We start from the raw sequence: 20,805 nt of genomic DNA on the forward strand, positions 1-20,805 counted from the left end.
TCAGCGGCAACCGCGGGAGCGATCCCTGCTCCCACCAGCAAAACCGAGAGAACCAAGACGAACAGTTGGCGATGCATGGCGTCCTTCCCCCTGTAGACGGACGTACAGGAGGAAGTCTTCCAGCTATCCGACGTGCACGCGTGGTCGTCGGGACGGATCGTCCTCCGCCGAGCGGATGATCTCGCGTACGACCGGAGGCGTGTCCCCGCGGCCGAGGATCAGGTAGCGGAAGAGGTGGCCGAGCGGATTTCCTTCCGACCACTCGAAGTGCGCGTGCGGGATCACGCCGGTCGAGTCGCGCAGCGCGAGCAGGATCGCCGCGATCGCGTTCGGCGCGGCAGGAGCGGAAGCACGCAGCACGCGATGTCCGTCGATCTCGACGCCCCGCACGCACAGCACGTGGCTGAACGACGACGGGTCGACGATGTCGATCTCCAGGAAGATCACGTCGGCCGAGCCGGGCACCGGGTTGATACCGCGTTGCTCGGATTCCTTCTCGTCGTACTCCGCCTTGTCACCGGCCTGGCGGCGGTTCGCGATCAACGTGATCCTGCCGTCGTTGGAGATCGTGTCGGTGATGAACTGACGTGCCTTCTCGTCGAACTTGATCTTGTCCACCCGCAGCTCGGTGGTGCGGGAAACACGCGACACCAACGAGATCACGACGATGCCGAGGATGAAGAAGAACGAGATCGTGATGCCGTCCGGCTTCTCGATCACGTTCTCCACCAGTGCGTACAGCAACACCAGCGTCAGGACGGTGAAACCGATGATCGCGCCGCGCTGCTTCTTGCGCCACGCGGACACGGTGACCGCGAACGAGCCCGACACCATCATCGCCAGGATTCCCGTGGCGTACGCACCGGCCTGTGCGTTGACGTCGGCGTTGAAGATGATCGTGATGATGATGCAGACGAGCGTGTAGACGATCACGACCGGACGGACCGCGCGGCCCCATTCCGGTGCCATGCCGTAGGAAGGCAGGTAGCGCGGCACGATGTTGATCAGACCCGCCATCGCGGACGCGCCGGCGAACCAGAGGATCAGGATGCTGCTGATGTCGTAGACCGTGCCGAACGCCTCACCGAGCAGCTCGTGCGCGAGGTACGCCAGCGCACGGCCGTTCGCGGGGCCGCCCGCCTCGAACTTGTCCTGCGGCACCAGCACAGTGGTGATGAACGACGTCGCGATCAGGTACACCGACATGATCAACGCGGCGGTCGTGAGCAGCTTGCGGGTGTTGCGCACCCGGCTCTCCATGCGCTCCTCCGGCGTCTTGCCGGAGGCGGCGACCAGCGGCATCATGCTGACGCCCGTCTCGAAGCCGGACAGACCGAGCACGAGCAGCGGGAACGCCAGAATCGCCGGACCGACGACACCGAAGACCCCGTTGCCCTGCGTCCCGAGCGCGTCGAGCCAGCGCTGCAACGCGTCCGGCGTCGCGAACACCTCCACCATGCCCACCACGGCCACGACGGCGTTCAGGGTGAGGAACACCGCGACCAACGGGATCGCGACGCCCACGGCCTCGCTGAAGCCCATCAGGAACACGCCACCGAGGATGAGCAGCAGGACGATGGTCAGCGCGAGCTCGTAGTGGCGCAACGACTCGGGGACGTACGGGTTCTCCAGCGCGTGCACCGAGGCATCGGCCGCGGACAGGGTGATCGTGATGATCCACGACGTCGCCACGAACCCGAGCAGCACCAGCACGAAGATCTTGCCCCGCCAGAACGGCAGCAGGTCCTCGAGCATCGCGACCGAACCCTGGCCGTGCGGGCTCTCCTTCGCCACCCGCCGGTACATCGGCAGCATGCCGAGCAACGTCAGCGCCACGATGAGCAAGGTCGCGAGCGGCGACAACGCGCCGGCGGCCAGCGCGGCGATGCCCGGCAGGTACGACAGCGTGGAGAAGTAGTCGACGCCGGTCAGCGTCATGACCTTCCACCACGCGTGCGGCTCGGCGTGCGACTCCGCGCTCTCCGGACCCGAAGGCGCCACACGGTCCGCAAGCAGCCATCTTCCCAACGGCCCACCCGGTGGCGCCGGCCGTTCCGGGCTCGGGACCTCTGCAGGGATGGCGTACTCCGTGCTCATGGGCAGAGCATGCCATCCCCCGGCGATCAAGGCCTGAAGTCGGCGGGGAATCCAGCCTCCTGAACGGACAAACCGGACGGGCGCAGCGTCCCGATGCTGCCCTGGGAGTGCAGGTCCAGGAACAGGTCGACGACGTCCGGGTCGAACTGCTGGCCTCGGCCGGCCCACAGCTCGCGGCGCGCCCGGTTCTCGTCCAGCGCCGTCTGGTGTGGACGGTTTGACCGCATCGCGGCCCAAGCCACGCATACGGACAAGATGCGGGCCTCTGCCCTGATGTCCGCGCCGCGCAGCCCGTCCGGGTAGCCGGCGCCGTCGTAGCGCTCGTGCTGCTGCCTGATCACGTGCGCGACGCCCGCGAACCCCGGCACCATCCGCGCGAGCCGGTAGCCGAAGTCCGGGTGCTGGCGCAGCAGCCGCCACTCCTCCTCCGACAGCGCCCCCGGTTTGGTGAGCACCACCTCGGGAATGATGATCTTGCCGATGTCGTGCAGACGCCCGGCGAGCTGCGCGACCCTGATCGTCGGCGCGTCGAGCCCGAACTCCCCCGCCGCCACGCCGGCCCAGCGCGACACCGAGCGGCTGTGGTCGTAGCGGTGCAGCCACCCGTCCACCCGGTCGGCGACCTGGCAGAGGAACTCCGCCATCGCGCCGTCGGTGTCCGGGTCGACCGCGGGCAACGGCTCCGGGCCGACGGCGATCCGGTTGCGCCCCGCCGCCTTCGCCGCGTACAGCGCCCTGTCGGCGATCACCACGATGTCGTCGGGGCCGTCGCCGTGCGTCGGGAAGCTCGCCGAGCCGACGGACACCGTGACGGACAACGGGATGTCGTCGTTGCCCGCGTTCACCGGGATCGGCTTCTCCGCGACGCGCTCGCGCAGCCGGTTCGCGATCACCGACAGCCTGCCGGGCCCCGCGTCCGGGACGAGCAGCGCGAACTCCTCGCCGCCGTACCGCGCGAGCACCTCACCCGACCTGGACGCCGCGCGCAGCCGTGCCGCGACCTCCATCAGCACGTCGTCGCCTGCCGGGTGGCCGTAGTTGTCGTTGATCGACTTGAAGCGGTCGACGTCGATGATGAACACCGCGACCGAGCCCTCGCTGCGGCGCGCGCGAGCGATCTCCAACGGCAGCTGGGCTTCGAAGAACCTGCGGGTGTGCAGCCCGGTGAGGCTGTCGGTGATCGCGAGCTTGCGCTGGTCCGCCACGAGCCCCGCGAGCCTGGCGATGATCAGCAACGACAGCAGCGCGCTGCCCGCCGCCAGCACCAGGACGTCCTGCGACGACTTGACGTCGTGGACCAGCATCAGCACCGGCGCGGCCAGCGCGGCCGACGACAGCGCGACGATCCGGCCGCGGCTCAGGCCGACGTCCTTGACGTGCGCCCGGTCGACGAGCCGCGCCATCGTCGGGTGCAGTGCGGCCGCACCCATGCACAGGTTGGCCGACAACCAGATGGCGTCGAGGAAGTTGCCTGCGTGGTAGCTGCCGTCGAGGCGCTGCAGCACGTAGATCGTGTCCGCCGTCAGGATTCCCAGCAGGTTGGCCGTCAGCAGGACGAACGCGCGCGGGCGCGGTCCTGCGCCGAAGATTAAACGCAGTGCCACCACGAAGAGCGCGAGATCCATCATCGGGTAGCCGAGCGAGGCGACCTTCGCCAGCACCGGTGACGTGAGCCGCGCCTGCGGGCCGATCATGTACAGCCACGACGCCATGCCCGCGACGACCGCGAGGACGGCGGCGTCGAGCAGGCTCGGCAGGTCGAGACCGGGAGCGCGGCGGCGGATCAGCAGGATCACGCCCGCCACCATCAGCGGATAATGCCCCAGGTAGAAGATGTCGGCGTACGAGGGGTAAACGTCGTACCGGAAGACGTAGTGCGATGTGTAGAACGTGAGGTCGGCGATCGCGTAAACGACCTGGCTGAGTGCCAGGAACACCCACGGCCGCCTCCATTGGGGACGGTTGCGGCGCACTCCGGCGAATGTCGCGATCGCGGCCGAGGCGCTGATCGTGCAGTAGAGCACCACTCGTACCGTCTGCCCCGTTGTTCCCGCAGGGCTGACCGGAATCAGGTAGTAGATGCCCAGCAGCAGGTGCCCTGCCACCAGGTACATCCACCACGCTCCGGTCCGGCCGGCACGGAAGATGGTCACACGAGACCCCTCGTTCTACGACTTGGTCGAGCCAGGTGATGATGCCCGACTTGGGATGATCGCGGCACCGTCGTTACTCCAATGAGGTGACCCACTAATACGGACGCTACCGCAAATCCCTGTTCTGTTTTCAGCGTGAAAGAAAACCGAGTGCCGTTGCGGCAGCCGGGTACGCCTGCTCACCCAATCCGCCCACGAACGCGTCCGGTGCGGTGATCCCGGGTGTGTCGCCGATCCGCGTCCGCAGGTGGTCCCCGATCGATTTTTGCACGACTTTTCCCCGCCTGACCGCGATTCCGGCACCTCGTACCACCTCCGATCACGTCCATGATCGCGCGTTCGACCTGTTGGCGGACACCCGAGGGGCGCAACGCGGGGCTCACGGCGATTTTCGTACGGCCGTCCCGGACATCTCTTCCGAATTATCTTCGTCGTTGACCGTTGCTGGACTGACAAACCCATCGGTCCATCCAATGTGGACGTACGACCGTCTGACCCGGCACAACGTCCGCAACACTGTTTTGGACGGGATATCGTTGGCCGCGTGGACGGCGTTCGGTTCGGGGTGCTTGGGCCGCTGCTCGTCACGCACGGGCAGCGGGACGTCCGCATCTCCGCTGGTCAGCCGCGACAAGTCCTGGTGCTGCTGCTCCTGCACGCCGGTCAGACCGTCAGCGTCGACCACCTCATGTCGATCCTGTGGGACGGCGACCCGCCCGCCAGCGCGCGCAAAGCCGTGCAGGTGCACGTGTCGCAGCTCAGGAGGGCGCTCAAGGACCTGCCGGGCGTCTCGCTCGAGTGGTCCCGCCAGGGGTACCGGCTCGACATCCCCGACCGTTCGCTGGACCTGCAGCTGTTCCGGGAGGCGGAGGACCCCGACGAGGCGCTGAGCTACTGGCGCGGCCCCGCCCTGGCCGAGCTGACCACGAACACGCAGCTCGCGAACCAGCTGGAGGAGGAGCGGCTCGGGGCGATTGAGCGACGTGTCGACAAAGCGATCAAGGAGGGCCGGCACCACGAGGTCATCGGTGAGCTGACCGGGTACGTCACCCAGCACCCCACCAGGGAACGCCTGCGCGGCGCGCTCATGGTCGCCTTGCACCGCAGCGGACGGCAGGCGGACGCGCTCAGGGTCTACGACGAGGGCAGGCGGCACCTGGCGGAGGAGCTCGGGCTCGATCCGGGGCAGGAGCTCAAGGACCTGCACGCGGCGATCCTGCAAGGCGACATTCCCGCCGTGCCGAGGGAGCTGCCCAAGGCCCCTGAGCCGTTCGTGGGCCGCCGCGCCGAGATCGAGCTGATCACCGGCTGCCCGGACACCGTGATCGCCGTGCACGGGCCAGGTGGGCAGGGCAAGAGTGCTCTCGCCACCGCGGCGGCGCACGCGATGGCCGAACGTTTCCCGGACGGTCAGCTGTACGTGGACCTGCACGGCGCCACGCCGGGTCGGTCGCCGCTCTCCTGCGCCGAGGTGCTCAGGAGGTTCCTGCGCGCGCTCGGCACGCCACCGCTCGCGGTGCCCACGGACACGTCGGAAGCCGCCGCGCTCTACCGGTCGACGCTCGCCCGGCGCAGGGTCCTGATCGTGCTGGACAACGCCGTGGACGCGGCCCAGGTCGGGCCGCTGCTGCCCGGCGAGGCGGGGTCGACGGTCCTGATCACGAGCCGCCGGATGCTGGCGACGCTCGGCGCACGGCACGTCCGGCTGGGCCCGTTGCCGGAGGAGGACGCCGTGCAGCTGCTCGGCGACGACGGCGAGGACGCCAGGCAGGTCGCGAAGGCCTGCGACCACCTGCCGCTCGCCCTCACGATCGCCGCCGCACGACTGCGCAGCCGGCCGGACTGGACGACGGCGACGCTGGCCCGCCGGCTCGCCGACCAGCGGCACCGGCTGGACGAGCTGAACTTCGACGACCTCGGCGTGCGGACGAGCTTCCAGCTGAGCTTCGAGGGGTTGACCGACTCGTCGACCAGGGCGTTCATCCTGTTGTGCTGCCTCAACGTGCCGACGGTGAGCGAGTCGACGGCGCAGGCGCTGCTCGGCCAGGACGACGTGGACCGCGTGCTGGACCCGTTGGTGGACGCCAAGCTCGTGGAGCCGTGCGGGCCGGAGCGGTATCGCGTGCACGACCTGCTGAGGCTCTTCGGCGCCGAGCACCCCAACGACGAGAAGCACGACGCGCTGACCCGTGCGCTCACGCACTACCGCGAGACGCTCACCGCCGCGTTGAAGAAGCTGCGCCCGCACGCCTACGGCGCGCTCACGAACTCGGCCACGCACCAGGATCTCGACGAGCCGTTGCGGTGGCTCACCGACGAGGCGGAGAACCTGCTGGCGGCGGCGCGGTCCACGATGGCGGAGCCGGCGCTGGCCGAGCACGCCCTGGCGATCGCGCACATGCTGTACCCGCACCTGTTCAAACAGGACAGGGTGGCCGACCTGATCGAGCTCGGTCAGATCGCTCTGCAGGCCGCGCGGACGATCGGCACCTCGGCCGCGTTGCAGACCGCGCTTCTCGTGCAGTCAGCGGCCAATCGCCGGATCGGTGAGTTCGAGACCGCGCTCGCCCAGCTCGAAGAGGTGCTGGAAGCACGAGCGGACGACCCGTTCGGCCAGGGCCGTGCGCTCGCGGGCATCGGCACGATCCACCGCGAACTCGGCGACCTCGACCGGGCGTCGGCCACCCTCGCGGAGGCCGTCAAGCTCATCGAGGACCACGGACCCGCTGGTGCGCAACGGGTTCCGCTCTCGGCACTCGCCCAGGTGCACCAGGTCGCCGGGCGATACCAGCAGGCGCTCGACGCGGCGACCGAGAGCCTGCGGCACGCCCGCCGGGACCAGGACGCCGCCGGCACCGCGTACGCGCTGGCATCGCAGGGGCAGGCGCTGTTCAAGCTCGACCGGCTCGACGAGGCGGTGGTCGCGCTGGACGAGTGCATCGAGCTGTGCCGGGCGACGGGTGAGCACAACGACGAGTGGCAGGCCCTGCTGTGCCGCGCGGAAGTGTTGCTGGCGGCCGGGAAGACCGAAGAGGCCACAATGGACGCCCAGCGCTGCCTGGAGATCACCAGCGCGCGCGGCGACCGGTACGGCGAGGGCGTCGCCCATCACGTGCTCGCCAAGGCAGGGCGGGAAAAGCACGCGGACCGGGCGGCCGAACTGCTCGGCACACCCGGTCTGCGCAAGGACAACCTGTTGGAAAGCGTGATCAGCTAGAACTCAGCCCCGGGAATCAGCCCCGGGAATCAGCCACAGTGCTCGAACGGGCTGGAGTAGCTGGACGAACCGACCTGGCCACCCCACGACACGCACGTGTCGGCGGCCTTCTTGCGGATCGGGCCGGCGTAGTAGCCGTACTCGTCCCGGTCGGTGGTCTTGGTTCCGCCCTTGACCTGGAGGAACGCGCCGACGTCGGATGCCGTGCCGATCTTCGTGGTCTTGATCGCGACGACGCAGTTGTAGCCGTTGGAAGCGTTGTACAGCAGGGAGATCCGGGCGCCGGTCACGTTCGCGCCGTCGATCACCTTGTAGCCGTCGCCGCACACCTCTTCCGGGGTGTACGGGTTGGTGCTGCCACCGCCACCGCCGCCGCAGTTGTTGCTCTTGTAGTTCTTCGTGCCGTAGTACAGGGCCGTCTGGCCGTTCATCACGACGCGCTTCGGGTCACCGTTCTGCAGCTGCTCGAAGTGCAGGTGCGCACCGGTCGAGCCACCGGTGTTGCCGACCTTGCCGATCTTCTGGCCGATGGAGACCTGCTGGCCGACCGAGACGTTCTGCGACGACAGGTGGGCGTAGCGGGTGGCCCATCCACCGCCGTGGTTGATCTCGATCCACCTGCCGTAGCTCTCGTTGCCGCGGTTCTCGACGCGGGAGACCTTGCCGGCCGCGGACGCGACGACCCAGTCGCCCTCGTCGTCGGCGCGGTTGAAGTCGATCGCCTCGTACGGGTTGTGCGGGTGGTCGTCGCCAGGGCCGCGGGTCTGCCCCGACCACACCTGGCCGCACGGGAACGGCATCTGGAAGCCGGGTGCGGCCTCTGCGGCCTGACCGGTGACCACCAGTGCGCCGAGGCTGATCGCCAGCCCCGCGACGGCGGACAGCATTCTCTTGACGTTCATGGATTTCCCCTCAATGACCGAAGATCCGGCGGACCTCGGAGTACGGCGTTCCATGGCTGTTCAGATCGCTGATCCGGATGCTCCTGCCGTCACGCGGCGTACGGCCACCAGGATCTTGTCGGCGGTGAAGAGCCAGACCGTGCCGTGAGCACGGTCTGGCTCTTCACATCAGCAGCGGATGTCGGACTTGCCGTTGGGGTTGTTGGAGCCCCACTGGATGTTGCCGACGGCGTGGGTGCACACGCTCAGCGTGTTCGTGCCCTCCGACCAGTTCTCGGCCTTCTTGCCGTAGCACTGCAGGCCCTCGAGGGTGAACGGGGCGCTGCGGCCGGTGGCGACGCTGACGCAGACGTCCCAGTTGGAGTGCGAGTTGCGGAAACCCTCCCAGACGTACACGTAGGCCCAGTTCTTGTTGCAGCCCTTGAACTGCTTGACCGAACCGATGTTGGTGCCGCCGCTCTTGATGTAGCCGGTGGAGCCGATCTGCTCCACCCGCGAGCACCCCGGCGCCGACTCGGCCTGAGCAGGCGAGGTGAGCCCGAGCATCGCACCGCCGACGATGACGGCTGCGCCCACGGTGCTGGCAATCTTGCTGAACATGCTTCTCCCTCAATGGTTTTGCGAAGGTCTTGATGCAGGGCGGAAAAGTCAGTCGGTGATGTAGCCGGTCACGGCACGCCCCCTCAGCAGGCGCTCGACTGCAGCCGGGCGGTGCGGTGGACGCCGTTGGCGTCGACGTAGAGCACCTCGCCGCGGGCGCAGCCGGGCGCGTAGACCATGTTTCCCCAGTGGTTGCCGGGCGTTCCCGGCGCGACGAAGCCGACGTGATCGCTGCTCGACCAGACGGTGATGCGCAGTGCCGAGTCACCGCCGGAGTAGTTCGAGATGCGGACCCAGTTCGTCCTGCACGTCGGAGACCAGCGCAACTCCGCCTTGCCGCTGGTGTACATGTCCGCGGTGTCCGCGACCGTGGACCCGGCGCTGCACCCGGTGTCGGCCGGGTCCTTGCCGTTGCAGCCACGTCCGCTGCAGGACGCCGCCTGGGCGTCCGGCGCCATGAGGCAGCTCAGGAGCGTCAGCGCCGCCGCGGCGATCAGGCTTGTCGACTTCATGGCGCTGACCTTGCTGAACCGCGCTTGCAGCGACCTGACAGCTGCACCCGGTCAGGTGTCAGCGAGGTGTCAGAACCGCAGTACGCGCTAGGTTCGAACGCGTGCGGAAGTACCCGGTGGACGCGCGCAACAACCTCGCCCTGCCAGGGCCGCCCGACCGCGTGCCGAGGCAGTTGGGGCCCCGGCCCGTGGTCCACGGGCGTGCGGGCGAACTGGCGGCGTTGCGCGAGGCCCTCAGCTCGGACGAGGGTGTCGCCCTGGTCTGCGGCCCGCCGGGAACGGGCAAGACCACGCTGGCGCTCGGGCTCGCGCACGCGGTCGCGGAGGAGTTCCCGGACGGTCAGCTGCGCGCCGACCTCGCCCACCTCACCATGGACGACGCGCTGGCCGAGTTCATCCGCGCGCTCACCCACGACGACATCCGGCTGCGGAACGAGCTGAGCGCGCAGCTGCACGAGGTGCTCGGCAACCGGCGCGTGCTGTTCGTGCTGGACAACGTGGGCAGGGACGACGACCTGACGGTGTTCCGGAACGTGATCGCGACCAGCCGCGAACGGCTCGGCGGGGTGGTGCTGGGGCCGATGAGTCCCGAGGACTCCCTGACGTTGCTGCGGGCACGCCTCGGGTCGCGCGTCGACCTCGAACCCGAAGCCGCGCGGGCGTTCGTCCGGGCGTGCCGCGGCCTGCCGCTTGCCCTGGTGGTCGCCGCCGAGTTGGCGCGCCTGCGCACGACGGCGACGCTCGCGGACCTGGTCGAGGAGATCCGGGCCGAACGCGACAAGGTGCACAAGGCGTTCGAGTGGGCCTACAAGCAGCTCTCGCCCGAGGACGCCCGCGTGTTCCGGCTGCTCGGAGACGGCTTCGAGCGCGAGTTCTCGATCACCGCGCTCACCGCGCTGGCCGGCGGTGACGTGCGGCGGTCGCGCAACAGGCTGCTTTCGTTTCACCTGCTGGAGAACGGGCAGAACGACCGGATCACGATGCACCCCCTGTTGCGGGAGTACGCGAAGACGTTGGAGCCGCGCGAACCCGAGGCGCTCGGACGGTTGCTCGACCACTACGTGGCGGTCGCGGACGCCGAGACCGAGAACGCGGTCGCCGCCGTGGCCGTGGCCGACGACGAACGACGGCTCGCGCTGGCCGAGCGGCTCGTCGACCAGATGTCGGTGGAGGTGCAGACGGCGGCGGTGGAGGCGGCACGGTCCAGGGGCAACCGGCCTGCCGAGGCGTTGGCGCTCGCGCACCTCGGGCACGCGTGGTTCCACCGGGGCAACCACGAGGAGGCGGAGCGCTGCCACGCCGAGGCGCTGGACATCTACCGCGAGCCGAGCGCGTTGACGGGCATGGGAAATCTCTGCCTGGACAGCGGTGACGCGGAGTCCGCTCGCGAGCTCTTCGAGGAGGTCCTGGCCGTTCGGGTCGCCTCGGGGGACTCGCGGGGCGAGGTGCGGGCCCTGTTGAGCCTCGGCCGGGCCACCGGCGACATCGGCTACTACGAACAGGCACGAGACATCTGCGTGCGCATCGGTGACGCGGTGCGGCTCAGCCGGGCGTACAACGGCATGGGAAAACTGCACCACGCGGCCGGCCGTCATCACGAGGCGATCGAGTGCTACCGGTCGGCGTGCGAGGCCTTTGTGGACGTTCCGTGTCTGCTGAACCTGGGTCTCGCCTACCGGGCCGTGCGGGCGCCGGAAGCGTTCGGCTGTTTCGACCAGGCGGCCGAGCTCGCGCTTCGATTGCGGGACAAGGAACTTCTCGCCGACGCCGCCAGGTTGCTGTTCGAGGCCGGGTTCGTCGAGCAGGCGTTGCGGCGGATGCGGCAGGCCGAGAGGCTGTACCTCACCCCAGCGGACGAGTCACCGTGACGACCGGGACGCCTCCCTCGCTGTCGAGCGCCAAGGCGTCGTGGTGTGCGCCGACGTGGGCAACGGCCGGACGGTCTGCTGCTTCGTCCACGACAGCGCGAGCCCCCAGAAGTGGTGCACATGCACGAAGTCCCACACCATCTTGGGGCCGTTCGGGTGCATGCGGATACGGCCAATCAGTGGACAAATCATGGACTTCGCAGGTAGGCGAGCGCGAACGTCGCGTCGGCCGCCGCGCCTGCCTGGTCGAAGCAGTACACCTGCACCAGCACGCCGGGCGGGTAGGAATAGCCGTTCCACGCCCAGATCCGGCAGTACCGCGGCTCCGGCCCGCTGGCGCTGACCAGCACGGCCTCACCCGGCCAGACCTTCGGGTTGCCGATGCTCTTGTACTGCACGTCGTACCGGCCCACCGCGGTCCTGGTCACCGTGGGCGTTTCACCGTTGCTGCTCCACGACCTGTTGCTGCCGGTCTCCAGGCTGGCCGCGGGCGCGGACAGGTCGTGGTGGATCGCGTTGGAGGTGTAGGTGAGGTTCCAGTCGCTGTCGGTGTCGCACGCGACCTTGATTCGCGTGGCCTCGACCGTCGACCGGCAGCGCGCCTGGTACTGCCCGACCGGCGAGACCATCGCGAACCCGTTGCCGCCCAACGTGGTCACCTCGTACTGGCCGGTCCCGGTCCTGACGACGCCGCTCGCGCCACCGCGGTACCGGACGGCCGGGCCGTCGCTCACGAAGACGACGGTGAACGGCAGGTTCTTCCGCGTTCCGTTCGGGTTGAAGCACGCGACGTCGACGAGCAGGTCGCGACCGTCGGCGCGGGTGCCCTCGGTCTGGCAGGAGAACGGCTGGTAGTAGCCCCAGCCGAGGCTGAGTTCGGCGTGCACGGTGCCGCCGCTGACCTCCGGCACCCGCACGACGTAGTCGCCCTCGCCCTGCCTGATCAGCGTGACGTAGCGCTCGATGCCGTTGCGGCGCCAGGTTCCCCACTGCCACCGGGGGTTCAGCTCGACCTCCTGGCCGACCGCCTGGTCGTACTGGCCCATGGACGTGGTCGCGTAGGCCCAGGCGCCGATCTTCTTGTCCTCTGTGGACGTTCCTCCGGTGACCGGGTCGTCCGCTTTCGTCGTGCCGTTCGTACCGGTCGTACCTGTCGTGCCGTTCACACCGGTCGCGTTCGTGCCCGTGGCGTTGGTGCCGGTGGCGGGCGGCGCAGCGGACACCGACGGGCCAGCGACCGGCGGTGGCGTGTTCCCCGGCGGAGTCTCGGTCGGATCGGTGACTGCCTGGGCCTCGTTGCGCGTCGGCGGCTCCACCCGTTCCGAGCTCGGCATCGCCACGAGGAACACCACGAATCCCACGACGGCGGCCGCGGCCTTCCAGACGTGCGGGTCGGTCAGCACCGCGCTGTTCTTGGTGACGAGGTCGGTCAGTGCCCGGACCGGCCTCGTAACCACGTCGGACACCGTGCGCACCGGACTGTTCAGGAACGCGAGCCATCGGCGTTCCTCGTCGTCCGGCACCGCCACCAGGCCCGGCGCGATGTACTCGACGCGCTCCCTGAGCCGTTTCGGGTCCGCGGGCTTGCAGAGCGCGCACGTGAACACGTGCTGCTGCATCAGCCCGAGGTCCTCCGCGTCGATCTCGGCGAGGCCGGCACAGCCCTTGCCCAGCGCCTCGAGAACCGCGACCCGACCGGCGACGGCCTCGTACGTCTCCTCGGTGGCCACGCCGTCCGCAATGGCCTGCCGCTGCTCCGGCATCGTGTCGAGGGCGGCGGCGACCAGCGACTCGGATGTCACCACGCCAGTTTGGGGCCGACCGAGCACGTCGCGAAACGACCAATCAGTGGACAAATCATGGACGTCAGCGAGCGGTACGCGATCGGTCAGCGCCGAACGCGAACGTGGCGCCATGACGTGGTTGCGCAAGCCTTGGGTGGGACCGTTGGCCTTCGTGGTGGTGGCGTTCGTGGCGTTTTCGCTGCCGCCCTATTTGACCGGTGATCGCGCATCGGCGCGTGTGCAGTCGGACTGGGGACCGCACTACCCCTTCCTGCTGGTGCACGTCTTCTGCGCGTCCATCGCCATCGTCACGTGCGTCGTGCAGATCTGGCCGTGGTTCCGCGGACGCTTCCCCGCGTGGCACCGCAGGATCGGCCGGGTCTACGTCTGGGCGGGCGTGCTCCCGGCTGGACTGTCCGGCTTGGTCATCGGCTGGATGACGCCGTTCGGGCCGGTGGCGATGGTCAGCGACGTGATGCTGGCCGTGCTGTGGCTGGTCTTCACGTGGCTGGCGTGGCGGGCGGCCAGGACGCGGCAGTTCCGCGACCACCGCAAGTGGATGATCCGCAGTTTCGCGCTGACCGTCTCGATCATCACGAACCGGATCTGGGGTGTGGTCGCGTTCCTGTTGCTGGCCGATCGTGTGCCGGAGGCGCAGCTGCCGAACACGATCGCCGGGATCGCGACGTGGACGGGGTGGGTGGTGCCGTTGCTGATCTCGCAGTGGTGGCTGGAGCGCAAGCCTGCGCGGCGCCGGGCGGCGGTCGAGCAGCGGGAAACCGTTCCCGCCTGACGTGCCTGACGGCTACGGTCGGCAGTCATGAGGCTACTGCTCGCTGTGTTGATGATGGTGGTGCTGGCGCCCGCAACCGCCCACGCCGCACCGCCGACCGCGAAGTGCGAGTTCATCCCGACCCCGGAGAACCCGGCGGCCCGCCCGGTCCAGCCGCCGCCCGCGACCGTTCCGGCGAAGGGCAAGGTCAAGGTCACCATCGTGACCAACTACGGCGTGGTGGTCGCGAAGCTCGACCGCGCCAACGCTCCGTGCGGCGTGGAGAACTTCGCGCACCTGGCCCGCAGCTGGTTCTACACGATGACCCAGTGCTGGCGGCTCACCAACACCGCGCGCCTCGGCGTGCTGCAGTGCGGTGACATCTACCAGGCAGAGGAGGGCGGGCCGGGCTACCGGTTCGCCGACGAGGTGACGGGCAGGGAGACGTACCCGCGCGGCACCATCGCGTACGGCAACCAGGGACCCGGCACGAACGGCAGCGAGTTCTTCATCGTCCACTCGTTCGCCAACATCCGGCCCGTGTACACCGTGCTGGGACACGTCGTCCACGGCATGGACACGCTGGACCGGATCGTCGAGGCCGGGATCGTGCCGCAGCCGGACGGGACGCTCGACGGCGCGCCGAAGAAGCCGGTCAGGATCCTGCACGTTCTCGCAGGCTAGCCAGGATCTTCAGGATCATCCCCGACGGCAGCATTCCCAGTCCCCGCACCAGTTCGGGACCTCGCTCGCCGGCCAGGACGCGCCGCAGCGCACGTGCCATCGGCACCGCGCCGGGGTCTCGCTCCAGGCCGGCGAGCTCGTTCTCGAGCTGGTCGGCCCACGTGGTGTCGCCTTCCGCCTGCAGCACCACGGCGGTCATGAGAGGGGTCCAGTCCCGCATGGTCTCCTGGGCCCGCGCGATCGCGCGGTCGGCCAGCTGCTGCAGTTCGTCGGGCGCGCTCATCGGCAGACGCGCGAGCAGTTCGCCGAGCCGGACGCCCTCGGTCTCCTCGGCCAGGGCGCAGATGTCGTCCAGCGAGATGCGTTCCGGCAGGCCGAAGGCGAACGTGAACATGGCCAGCATCTCGATCTCGTCGCCCAGGGTGGGGGCGTGGGACCGGGCGGCGATCACCGCCGACGCGAAGTAGTGCGCCAGCACGCGTTGGGATGAGCTCTCCACGCGGCCGAGCAGCACCGCGAAGTCGTGGTGCCCCTTGCTGATCGCGTGCGGTTCGCCTGCCTCGTAGGCCTGCCGAAGCGCTTCTGCCTTCATCGCGATGGCGCGGTCGTGGCGCCCCAGCTGGTCCTCGAGGCCGGCCAGCTCGTCCCAGCGGCCGAGGCGCCGCAGGTAGGGCGTGGCGTGGTCGAGCGCATCCGCCTTGTGCGGCCCGGTTTCCACCATCATCGACGCGACCCAGTTGGCGGCGAGCTCCTCGTCGACCGACCGCGCGAACTCGGCTCCCGCCAACGCCTTGCCCGCCGCTTCCGCTTCCGCGTCGAGACGCACCCGCCGGCCCTCGAACTCGATCAGGCCGTGCTCGGCCAGCACCGCCAGGCCGTCGTCGGCCTCCCGCAGGAAGTAGGTGAACCGGTCCTGCTCCTCCAGGCAGCACAACCGGAAGAAGACCTGCCGAGCACGCTCCGGTAACTCCGACAACTCCACCGAGCTCTCCCCTGTCCCGTTCTGACCGCCGCCCGCGGTTACTGTGTGCCGGTGCGAAAGATCCTGGTCATCGGTATCGGCGCGGGCAACCCCGACCACCTGACGCTGCAGGCCGTCAAGGCGTTGCAGACGGTCGACGTGTTCTTCGTGCTGGACAAGGGATCGGTGAAGCAGGAGCTCGTCGACCTGCGCTCGTCGATCCTCGCCGAGCACGTGACGCGCCCGTACCGGTGGGTCGAGGGCCCCGACCCGGACCGCGACCGGACCCCCACCGACTACGTGGCCACGATCGAGGCCTGGCGCCGGGCCCGCGCGGACGTGTGCCTGGAGCTGCTGTCGGAGCTGGGCGAGGACGAGGTCGGCGCGTTCCTGGTGTGGGGCGACCCGTCCCTGTACGACTCGACGCTCGCGATCCTGGACGACCTCGCGGCACGCGGGGAGACGTTCGAGGTCGAGGTGATTCCCGGCGTGACGTCGGTGGCGGCCCTGACGGCAGGGCACCGGGTGTCGCTGAACCAGGTCGGCAAGCCCGTGCAGATCACCACCGGCCGGCGGCTGGCCGAGGGATGGCCCTCCGGCGTGGACGACGTGGCCGTGATGCTGGACGCGAAGTACTCGTTCGAGGGCGTCGACCCCGACACGTGGATCTACTGGGGCGCGTACCTCGGGATGCCGGACGAGATCCTGGTGTCCGGGCGGGTCGGGGACGTGGCGCCGCGCATCCGCGAGCTGCGCGAGGAGGCCCGTGCGCGCAAGGGGTGGATCATGGACACCTACCTGCTGCGCAGGACCTGACGCGGTTCGCCAGGTTTCCGGATCGCCGTCGAGGCGATCGGCTGAGTCCTCTGTCAGGCGAGGAGCTTCGCGACCGAGCGAACGACCAGGTCACGGTTCGCAACCGGCGTCGAGAACGCCAGTATCGACATGTGCACGACGAGGCTGAGCAGTTCCTCGGCGTCGAAGTCGGAGGGCAGCCGGCCCGCGCGCTGGGCCTCCGCGATCGCGGCCACCTTCTCGGCGTGCGCGTCGGCCTCGGCCTTGTTGACCGCCTCGAAGCCGTTCTCCAGCCGGTGGTAGCCCAGCAGGCTGAGCAGCTCCGGCTGCTGCTGATAGGTGTCGAAGAGGCGGGCCGCGTAGCCAGGCAGGTCGTCGGGGGTGATGGGGACGGCCTCGATCAGGCGCGTGATCTGGATCTTCAGGACTTCGTCGAGGAGGTCCTCCTTGCTGCCGAAGTAGGCGTAGATCATCGCCTTGTTGCAGCCGGCCTTGGCGGCGATGCGGTCGACCCGTGCGCCGGCGATGCCGTGCGTGGCGAACTCGGCCAGCGCCGCATCCAGCAGCTTCGCCTTGGTCGCTTCCCTGTCCCTCACCACCCGACCATTCTAACCAACTAGTTGGTTGACACGCGAGCGGTGTCGTGGTTGCCTGGAGTCAAGCAACCAACTGGTTAGTTAGGAGCGGAAGTCATGAAGGTCGCACTGGTCACGGGTGCCTCGTCGGGGATCGGTGAGGCCACGGCGGTGGAGCTGCACAAGGCCGGGTACGTGGTGTACGCGGCGGCACGGCGGGTGCAGCGGATGGAGGGGCTGGCCGCCCAGGGCATCCGGGTGATCGAGATGGACGTGACCAGGGACGACTCGATGGTCGCCGGTGTCAAGCAGATCATCGCTGACACGGGCCGGATCGATCTGCTGGTCAACAACGCCGGCTACGGCTCGTACGGCGCGTTCGAGGACGTGCCGCTGTCGGAGGGCAAGTACCAGTTCGAGGTCAACGTGTTCGGGCTGGCCCGGCTGGTGCAGCTGGTGGTGCCGCACATGAGGAACCAGAAGAGCGGCAGGATCGTGAACGTCTCGTCGATCGGCGGCAAGATCTACGAGCCGCTCGGCGGGTGGTACCACTCGACCAAGTTCGCGGTGGAGGGGCTGAGCGACTCGTTGCGGCTGGAGCTGAAGCCGTTCGGCATCGACGTCGTGGTGATCCAGCCCGGTGCGATCAGGACGGAGTGGAGCGGCATCGCGCTCGACAACATGCGCAAGACGTCCGGCGACGGTGCCTACAAAGAGCAGGTGCGGCAGCTGGCGGTGTTCTTCAGCCAGGCCGACCGCGGGTCGGACCCCAAGGTCATCGCCGACGTCATCGTCAAGGCGGCGCGGGCGCGCAGGCCGCGCACGAGGTACGCGGCCGGGTTCGGCGCGGCGCCGATCCTGTTCGCGCGCAGGGTGTTGTCCGACCGGGCGTTCGACGCGCTCTTCCTCGGGGCGATGCGGCGCGCCGCCAAAGTCTGAGCAGGTACCTTCGGTTTGAAGTACCGAGGGGAGTTCTGTGCACCAACCACCGGGGCTGTCGCCGGAAGCCGAGAAGCTCTACCTGGCGATGCTCGCAGGCAGTGAACCCGAACCCGGTGCGGCGCGCGAAGAACTCGAACGGCTCGGGCTGGTCCGCGGCGACGAGGTGCGGCCGCCGCGGTCGGCGCTGGCGGCCATCGCCTCCGGGTACGAGGCCGCGGCCATCAGGGCCAGGGAGACGGCCGAGGTGCTGGCGAAGGCCTACGCCGAGCACGGGGCGCGCGAGGTCGACTTCGTCGAGGTCCTCAAGGACGCGGACGAGGTGATCAGCGCGTTCGAGGAGATGCAGAGCCAGGCGAAGACCGAGATCCGCGCACTGGACCCCGGTTCGTACCTGAGCCCGCAGCCGGAGGCGAGTCCCGCGCAGCCTCCCGCGCTCGCCCGCGGGGTCGGGTACCGGGTCGTCTACGACTCCTCACTGCTGCAGACCGAGCTGGGGTTCGCGTCGGTGCAGGAGAGCATCGCGGTCGGCGAGCAGGCGCGGGCGTTTCCCGGCGTGCCGCTCAAGCTCGTGATCGCCGACTCGGACCGGGCGCTGATCGCGGTGCCGACGGTCACCGGCGGGAACGTCGTGGCACTTCTCATTCACCCGTCCGTGTTGCTCAGCGCGCTCATCGAGTTGTTCGAGGCGTTCTGGCGGATGGCCGTGTCGATCACGCCGGGCAGCCAGCAGGACAGCCACGAGGAACCGACCACGGCGACGCGCAGGCTGATGGCGCTGCTCAGCGCCGGTTTGACGGACGAGTCGATCGCGCGCGAGCTCGGCGTCAGCGAACGCACGGTGCACCGCCGCGTCAGCCGGTTGCAACAGCTGCTGGGCGCCCAGACGCGGTTCCAGCTCGGGGTCCAGGCGTCACGGCGCGGTTGGCTCTAGTCACTCAAGGTCACAAACCTGAAGGTGTTCATCACTCTGTGAACACCTTTGGTGACAGTTTCCAGACATGGCAACTTTCTGCCATCACCCACGAGTGTCAAAAGCGTTCAGAACCCTTCCTCCCCCTCTGAAGGCACGGCTGACCCAGTCGTGTCGGGGGCAGGAAGGGATCGACCGTGAGGAAGTACCTCAAAGGCGGGCTCGCCGCGCTGACAGGGGTGTTGGCCGCCACGAGCATGGTGCTCGTGCCGACGGCGAACGCGGCAGCCGCGCAGGACCCGGACACGGCGGCGCTCGCGGGCGCGCTGGCCACCCAGAAGATCACCTGGGAGGAGTGCACCTTCCCCGGCGTCGCCGAGGAGACCGTCAAGAAGCTCAAGACCGTCAAGGGCCTCGCCTGCGCGACCGTCCAGGTGCCGCGCGACTGGCACAACCCCGGTGACGGCAACACCATCGGCATCCGGGTCTCCAAGACGGAGACCGCGTACAAGGGCACCACTCGTCAGGGCATCGCGCTGGTCAACCCCGGTGGGCCCGGCGGCTCCGGCCTGCCGTGGGGCGCGGCGATGGCGCTGCGCGCTCCCGTCCTCGCCGGCCAGTACGACTTCATCGGCTTCGACCCGCGCGGTGTCGGCCTCTCCACGCCGCTCACGTGCAGCTACACCGTCCCGGCCAGTACCGACCCCGACGTGCTGAACAGGGCGAAGGTCAAGGGCTGCCTGGAGAACCCGCTCACGCAGTTCATCACCACCGAGCAGACCACGTACGACATGGACTTCATCCGTGTCCTGCTCGGCGAGAAGAAGACCTCGTACATCGGCTACTCCTACGGCACGTGGCTCGGCACCTGGTACGCCGCCACGTTCCCCGGCAAGGTCCACCGCATGCTGCTCGACTCGGCGGTCGACGCCTCGCAGTCGACGCTGGAGAACACCTGGGACCTGCAGCCGCGCACCCGCGACCGCCAGTTCCAGGAGGCGCTGCTGCCGTACATGGCGCGCAACAACGCCACGTACAACCAGGGCACGGACCCGATGGAGATCCGCCGCAACTGGGAGAAGGCCGGCGGCACGCGTGAGTTCCTCGGTCAGCTGTTCGTCGCGTGGTTCGTGATCCCGGCGATGTACGACACCACCCAGTACCCGACGGCCGCGGCCGCCGTGTCCGCGGTGATCGGCAACGGCGCCACGGGCACCGACTCGGAGAAGGTCGAGCAGCTCGTCTCGAAGATGCTGGCCACCAAGGGCCTCACTGACGAGAACAAGGCGTTCATCGCCAAGGGCAAGGCGAACGCGCTCGCCGCGATCGCCAAGAAGGAACGCGTCGCGGTGAAGTCCACGACCGCCGCCGCCGAGGTCGAGACCTGGGACGCCACCTTCGAGGCCATCCGCTGCCAGGACGGTCAGTGGAACCAGAACCTGCACTACTGGAAGTACTGGCTGGCCGACCTGACCGTGAACGCGCCGTTCATCGCGCCGTTCATGGACACGCCGCTGTGCGCGTACTGGCCGACGAAGAACTCGATGCCGAAGCCGGACAAGAAGACGTTCCCGCGTCTGCTGGTCGCGCAGAGCGAGCTCGACGCCGCCACCGCCTACGAGGGTGGCCTGGCCACGGCCAAGGCGCTGCCGAACGCCAAGATGATCAGCGTTGACAACGAGGGCTCGCACGGCCTGTTCCCGTACAACACGGACTGCGTCGACGACCCGATCGTCTTCTACTTCCAGACCGGTGCGACCCCGCGCAAGCAGTTCACCGGCTGCCAGGGCGTCCCGCTGCCGAACGAGGACAAGACCTACGACGTCGGCGGCAAGCTCACCAACGGCAAGATCAAGATCAAGATGATCACGCCTGCCGTCAAGGAGGCCAACAAGATCGTCAAGGACCTGCTCAGCGGTTCCTCGACGGCGGCGGCCGACGAGTCGGGCATGCCGGCCAACCTGTAACACCAGTCGATGAACGGCGCATTTGTTCACCTGAGCCCGGATCCACCGATGGATTGTTAGCGATCT

The 20,805-nt window shown here is 68.7% G+C and carries 17 protein-coding genes; 8 read left to right on the top strand and 9 right to left on the bottom strand.

Annotated features, from left to right (window positions below; all coding sequences use genetic code 11):
- Positions 1–123: 123 nt before the first annotated feature.
- Together IEZ09_RS25045 and IEZ09_RS25050 are read right to left on the bottom strand one after the other, a co-directional pair.
- Positions 124–2,097 (bottom strand): APC family permease, encoded by a 1,974-nt coding sequence (locus tag IEZ09_RS25045; RefSeq protein ID WP_189256192.1) that lies wholly within the window; start codon positions 2,095–2,097, stop codon positions 124–126.
- 26 nt (positions 2,098–2,123) lie between these two features.
- The gene (locus tag IEZ09_RS25050) at positions 2,124–4,250 is read right to left on the bottom strand and encodes a diguanylate cyclase (protein WP_229812928.1); all 2,127 of its coding nucleotides are present in this window, start codon (positions 4,248–4,250) and stop codon (positions 2,124–2,126) included.
- Between the two features lie 544 nt (positions 4,251–4,794).
- On the opposite strand from IEZ09_RS25050, the gene IEZ09_RS25055 reads away from it, so the two are divergent.
- A complete protein-coding gene (locus tag IEZ09_RS25055; protein ID WP_189256193.1) occupies positions 4,795–7,467 on the top strand; it encodes an AfsR/SARP family transcriptional regulator in 2,673 nt (890 codons plus the stop codon).
- A 29-nt stretch (positions 7,468–7,496) separates the two neighbouring features.
- Here IEZ09_RS25055 and IEZ09_RS25060 read toward each other — a convergent pair whose 3' ends face one another.
- From IEZ09_RS25060 to IEZ09_RS25070, 3 genes are all read right to left on the bottom strand, one after another.
- Positions 7,497–8,369: a M23 family metallopeptidase gene (locus tag IEZ09_RS25060; RefSeq protein ID WP_189256194.1), complete on the bottom strand. Its 873-nt coding sequence runs from the start codon at positions 8,367–8,369 to the stop codon at positions 7,497–7,499.
- Positions 8,370–8,537: 168 nt separating this feature from the next.
- Positions 8,538–8,969, bottom strand: a complete 432-nt coding sequence (locus IEZ09_RS25065) for a hypothetical protein (RefSeq protein ID WP_189256195.1) — start codon at positions 8,967–8,969, stop codon at positions 8,538–8,540.
- 83 nt (positions 8,970–9,052) lie between these two features.
- Positions 9,053–9,481, bottom strand: coding sequence for a DUF2690 domain-containing protein (locus IEZ09_RS25070; protein WP_189256196.1), 429 nt, complete (start codon positions 9,479–9,481; stop codon positions 9,053–9,055).
- Between the two features lie 101 nt (positions 9,482–9,582).
- Between IEZ09_RS25070 and IEZ09_RS25075 the strand changes: the two genes are divergently transcribed.
- A complete protein-coding gene (locus tag IEZ09_RS25075; protein WP_189256197.1) occupies positions 9,583–11,349 on the top strand; it encodes a tetratricopeptide repeat protein in 1,767 nt (588 codons plus the stop codon).
- Here the strand turns inward: IEZ09_RS25075 and IEZ09_RS25080 are convergent.
- Positions 11,341–11,511: a hypothetical protein gene (locus IEZ09_RS25080; RefSeq protein WP_189256198.1), complete on the bottom strand. Its 171-nt coding sequence runs from the start codon at positions 11,509–11,511 to the stop codon at positions 11,341–11,343. The two genes, IEZ09_RS25075 and IEZ09_RS25080, sit on opposite strands and share 9 nt — an antisense overlap.
- A gap of 26 nt (positions 11,512–11,537) precedes the next feature.
- Entirely contained in the window at positions 11,538–13,151 is a 1,614-nt protein-coding gene (locus IEZ09_RS25085) for a hypothetical protein (protein ID WP_189256199.1), read from the bottom strand.
- A 112-nt stretch (positions 13,152–13,263) separates the two neighbouring features.
- Between IEZ09_RS25085 and IEZ09_RS25090 the strand changes: the two genes are divergently transcribed.
- Both IEZ09_RS25090 and IEZ09_RS25095 read left to right on the top strand, forming a co-directional pair.
- Entirely contained in the window at positions 13,264–13,926 is a 663-nt protein-coding gene (locus IEZ09_RS25090; RefSeq protein WP_189256200.1) for a DUF2306 domain-containing protein, read from the top strand.
- Between the two features lie 27 nt (positions 13,927–13,953).
- On the top strand, positions 13,954–14,589 hold the full coding sequence (locus tag IEZ09_RS25095; RefSeq protein WP_189256201.1) for a peptidylprolyl isomerase: 636 nt from the start codon (positions 13,954–13,956) through the stop codon (positions 14,587–14,589).
- On the opposite strand, the gene IEZ09_RS25100 is transcribed toward IEZ09_RS25095, so the two are convergent.
- Positions 14,561–15,571: a hypothetical protein gene (locus IEZ09_RS25100; protein ID WP_189256202.1), complete on the bottom strand. Its 1,011-nt coding sequence runs from the start codon at positions 15,569–15,571 to the stop codon at positions 14,561–14,563. The two genes, IEZ09_RS25095 and IEZ09_RS25100, sit on opposite strands and share 29 nt — an antisense overlap.
- Before the next feature lie 51 nt (positions 15,572–15,622).
- On the opposite strand from IEZ09_RS25100, the gene cobF reads away from it, so the two are divergent.
- Complete coding sequence (cobF, locus tag IEZ09_RS25105) at positions 15,623–16,366, top strand: precorrin-6A synthase (deacetylating) (protein WP_189256203.1); 744 nt, start codon at positions 15,623–15,625, stop codon at positions 16,364–16,366.
- A gap of 53 nt (positions 16,367–16,419) precedes the next feature.
- On the opposite strand, the gene IEZ09_RS25110 is transcribed toward cobF, so the two are convergent.
- On the bottom strand, positions 16,420–16,941 hold the full coding sequence (locus tag IEZ09_RS25110; protein ID WP_229812929.1) for a TetR/AcrR family transcriptional regulator: 522 nt from the start codon (positions 16,939–16,941) through the stop codon (positions 16,420–16,422).
- Between the two features lie 96 nt (positions 16,942–17,037).
- Here IEZ09_RS25110 and IEZ09_RS25115 point away from each other — a divergent pair, with 96 nt between their 5' ends.
- The 3 genes from IEZ09_RS25115 to IEZ09_RS25125 all read left to right on the top strand — a co-directional run bounded on the left by IEZ09_RS25115 (position 17,038) and on the right by IEZ09_RS25125 (position 20,739).
- Complete coding sequence (locus tag IEZ09_RS25115) at positions 17,038–17,859, top strand: oxidoreductase (protein ID WP_189256205.1); 822 nt, start codon at positions 17,038–17,040, stop codon at positions 17,857–17,859.
- A gap of 37 nt (positions 17,860–17,896) precedes the next feature.
- Complete coding sequence (locus IEZ09_RS25120) at positions 17,897–18,793, top strand: helix-turn-helix transcriptional regulator (protein ID WP_229812930.1); 897 nt, start codon at positions 17,897–17,899, stop codon at positions 18,791–18,793.
- Positions 18,794–18,969: 176 nt separating this feature from the next.
- Positions 18,970–20,739, top strand: coding sequence for an alpha/beta hydrolase (locus IEZ09_RS25125; protein ID WP_229812931.1), 1,770 nt, complete (start codon positions 18,970–18,972; stop codon positions 20,737–20,739).
- Positions 20,740–20,805: the final 66 nt, after the last annotated feature.

The organism is Lentzea flava (assembly GCF_014648475.1).
Classification (GTDB): domain Bacteria; phylum Actinomycetota; class Actinomycetes; order Mycobacteriales; family Pseudonocardiaceae; genus Lentzea; species Lentzea flava.

Coding starts and splice junctions, on each gene's coding strand:
- IEZ09_RS25080 (WP_189256198.1), bottom strand. CDS start 11,511: ATGCACCCGAACGGCCCCAAGATGGTGTGGGACTTCGTGCATGTGCAC.
- IEZ09_RS25070 (WP_189256196.1), bottom strand. CDS start 9,481: ATGAAGTCGACAAGCCTGATCGCCGCGGCGGCGCTGACGCTCCTGAGC.
- IEZ09_RS25090 (WP_189256200.1), top strand. CDS start 13,264: ATGACGTGGTTGCGCAAGCCTTGGGTGGGACCGTTGGCCTTCGTGGTG.
- IEZ09_RS25095 (WP_189256201.1), top strand. CDS start 13,954: ATGAGGCTACTGCTCGCTGTGTTGATGATGGTGGTGCTGGCGCCCGCA.
- IEZ09_RS25115 (WP_189256205.1), top strand. CDS start 17,038: ATGAAGGTCGCACTGGTCACGGGTGCCTCGTCGGGGATCGGTGAGGCC.
- IEZ09_RS25060 (WP_189256194.1), bottom strand. CDS start 8,369: ATGAACGTCAAGAGAATGCTGTCCGCCGTCGCGGGGCTGGCGATCAGC.
- IEZ09_RS25065 (WP_189256195.1), bottom strand. CDS start 8,969: ATGTTCAGCAAGATTGCCAGCACCGTGGGCGCAGCCGTCATCGTCGGC.
- IEZ09_RS25045 (WP_189256192.1), bottom strand. CDS start 2,097: ATGAGCACGGAGTACGCCATCCCTGCAGAGGTCCCGAGCCCGGAACGG.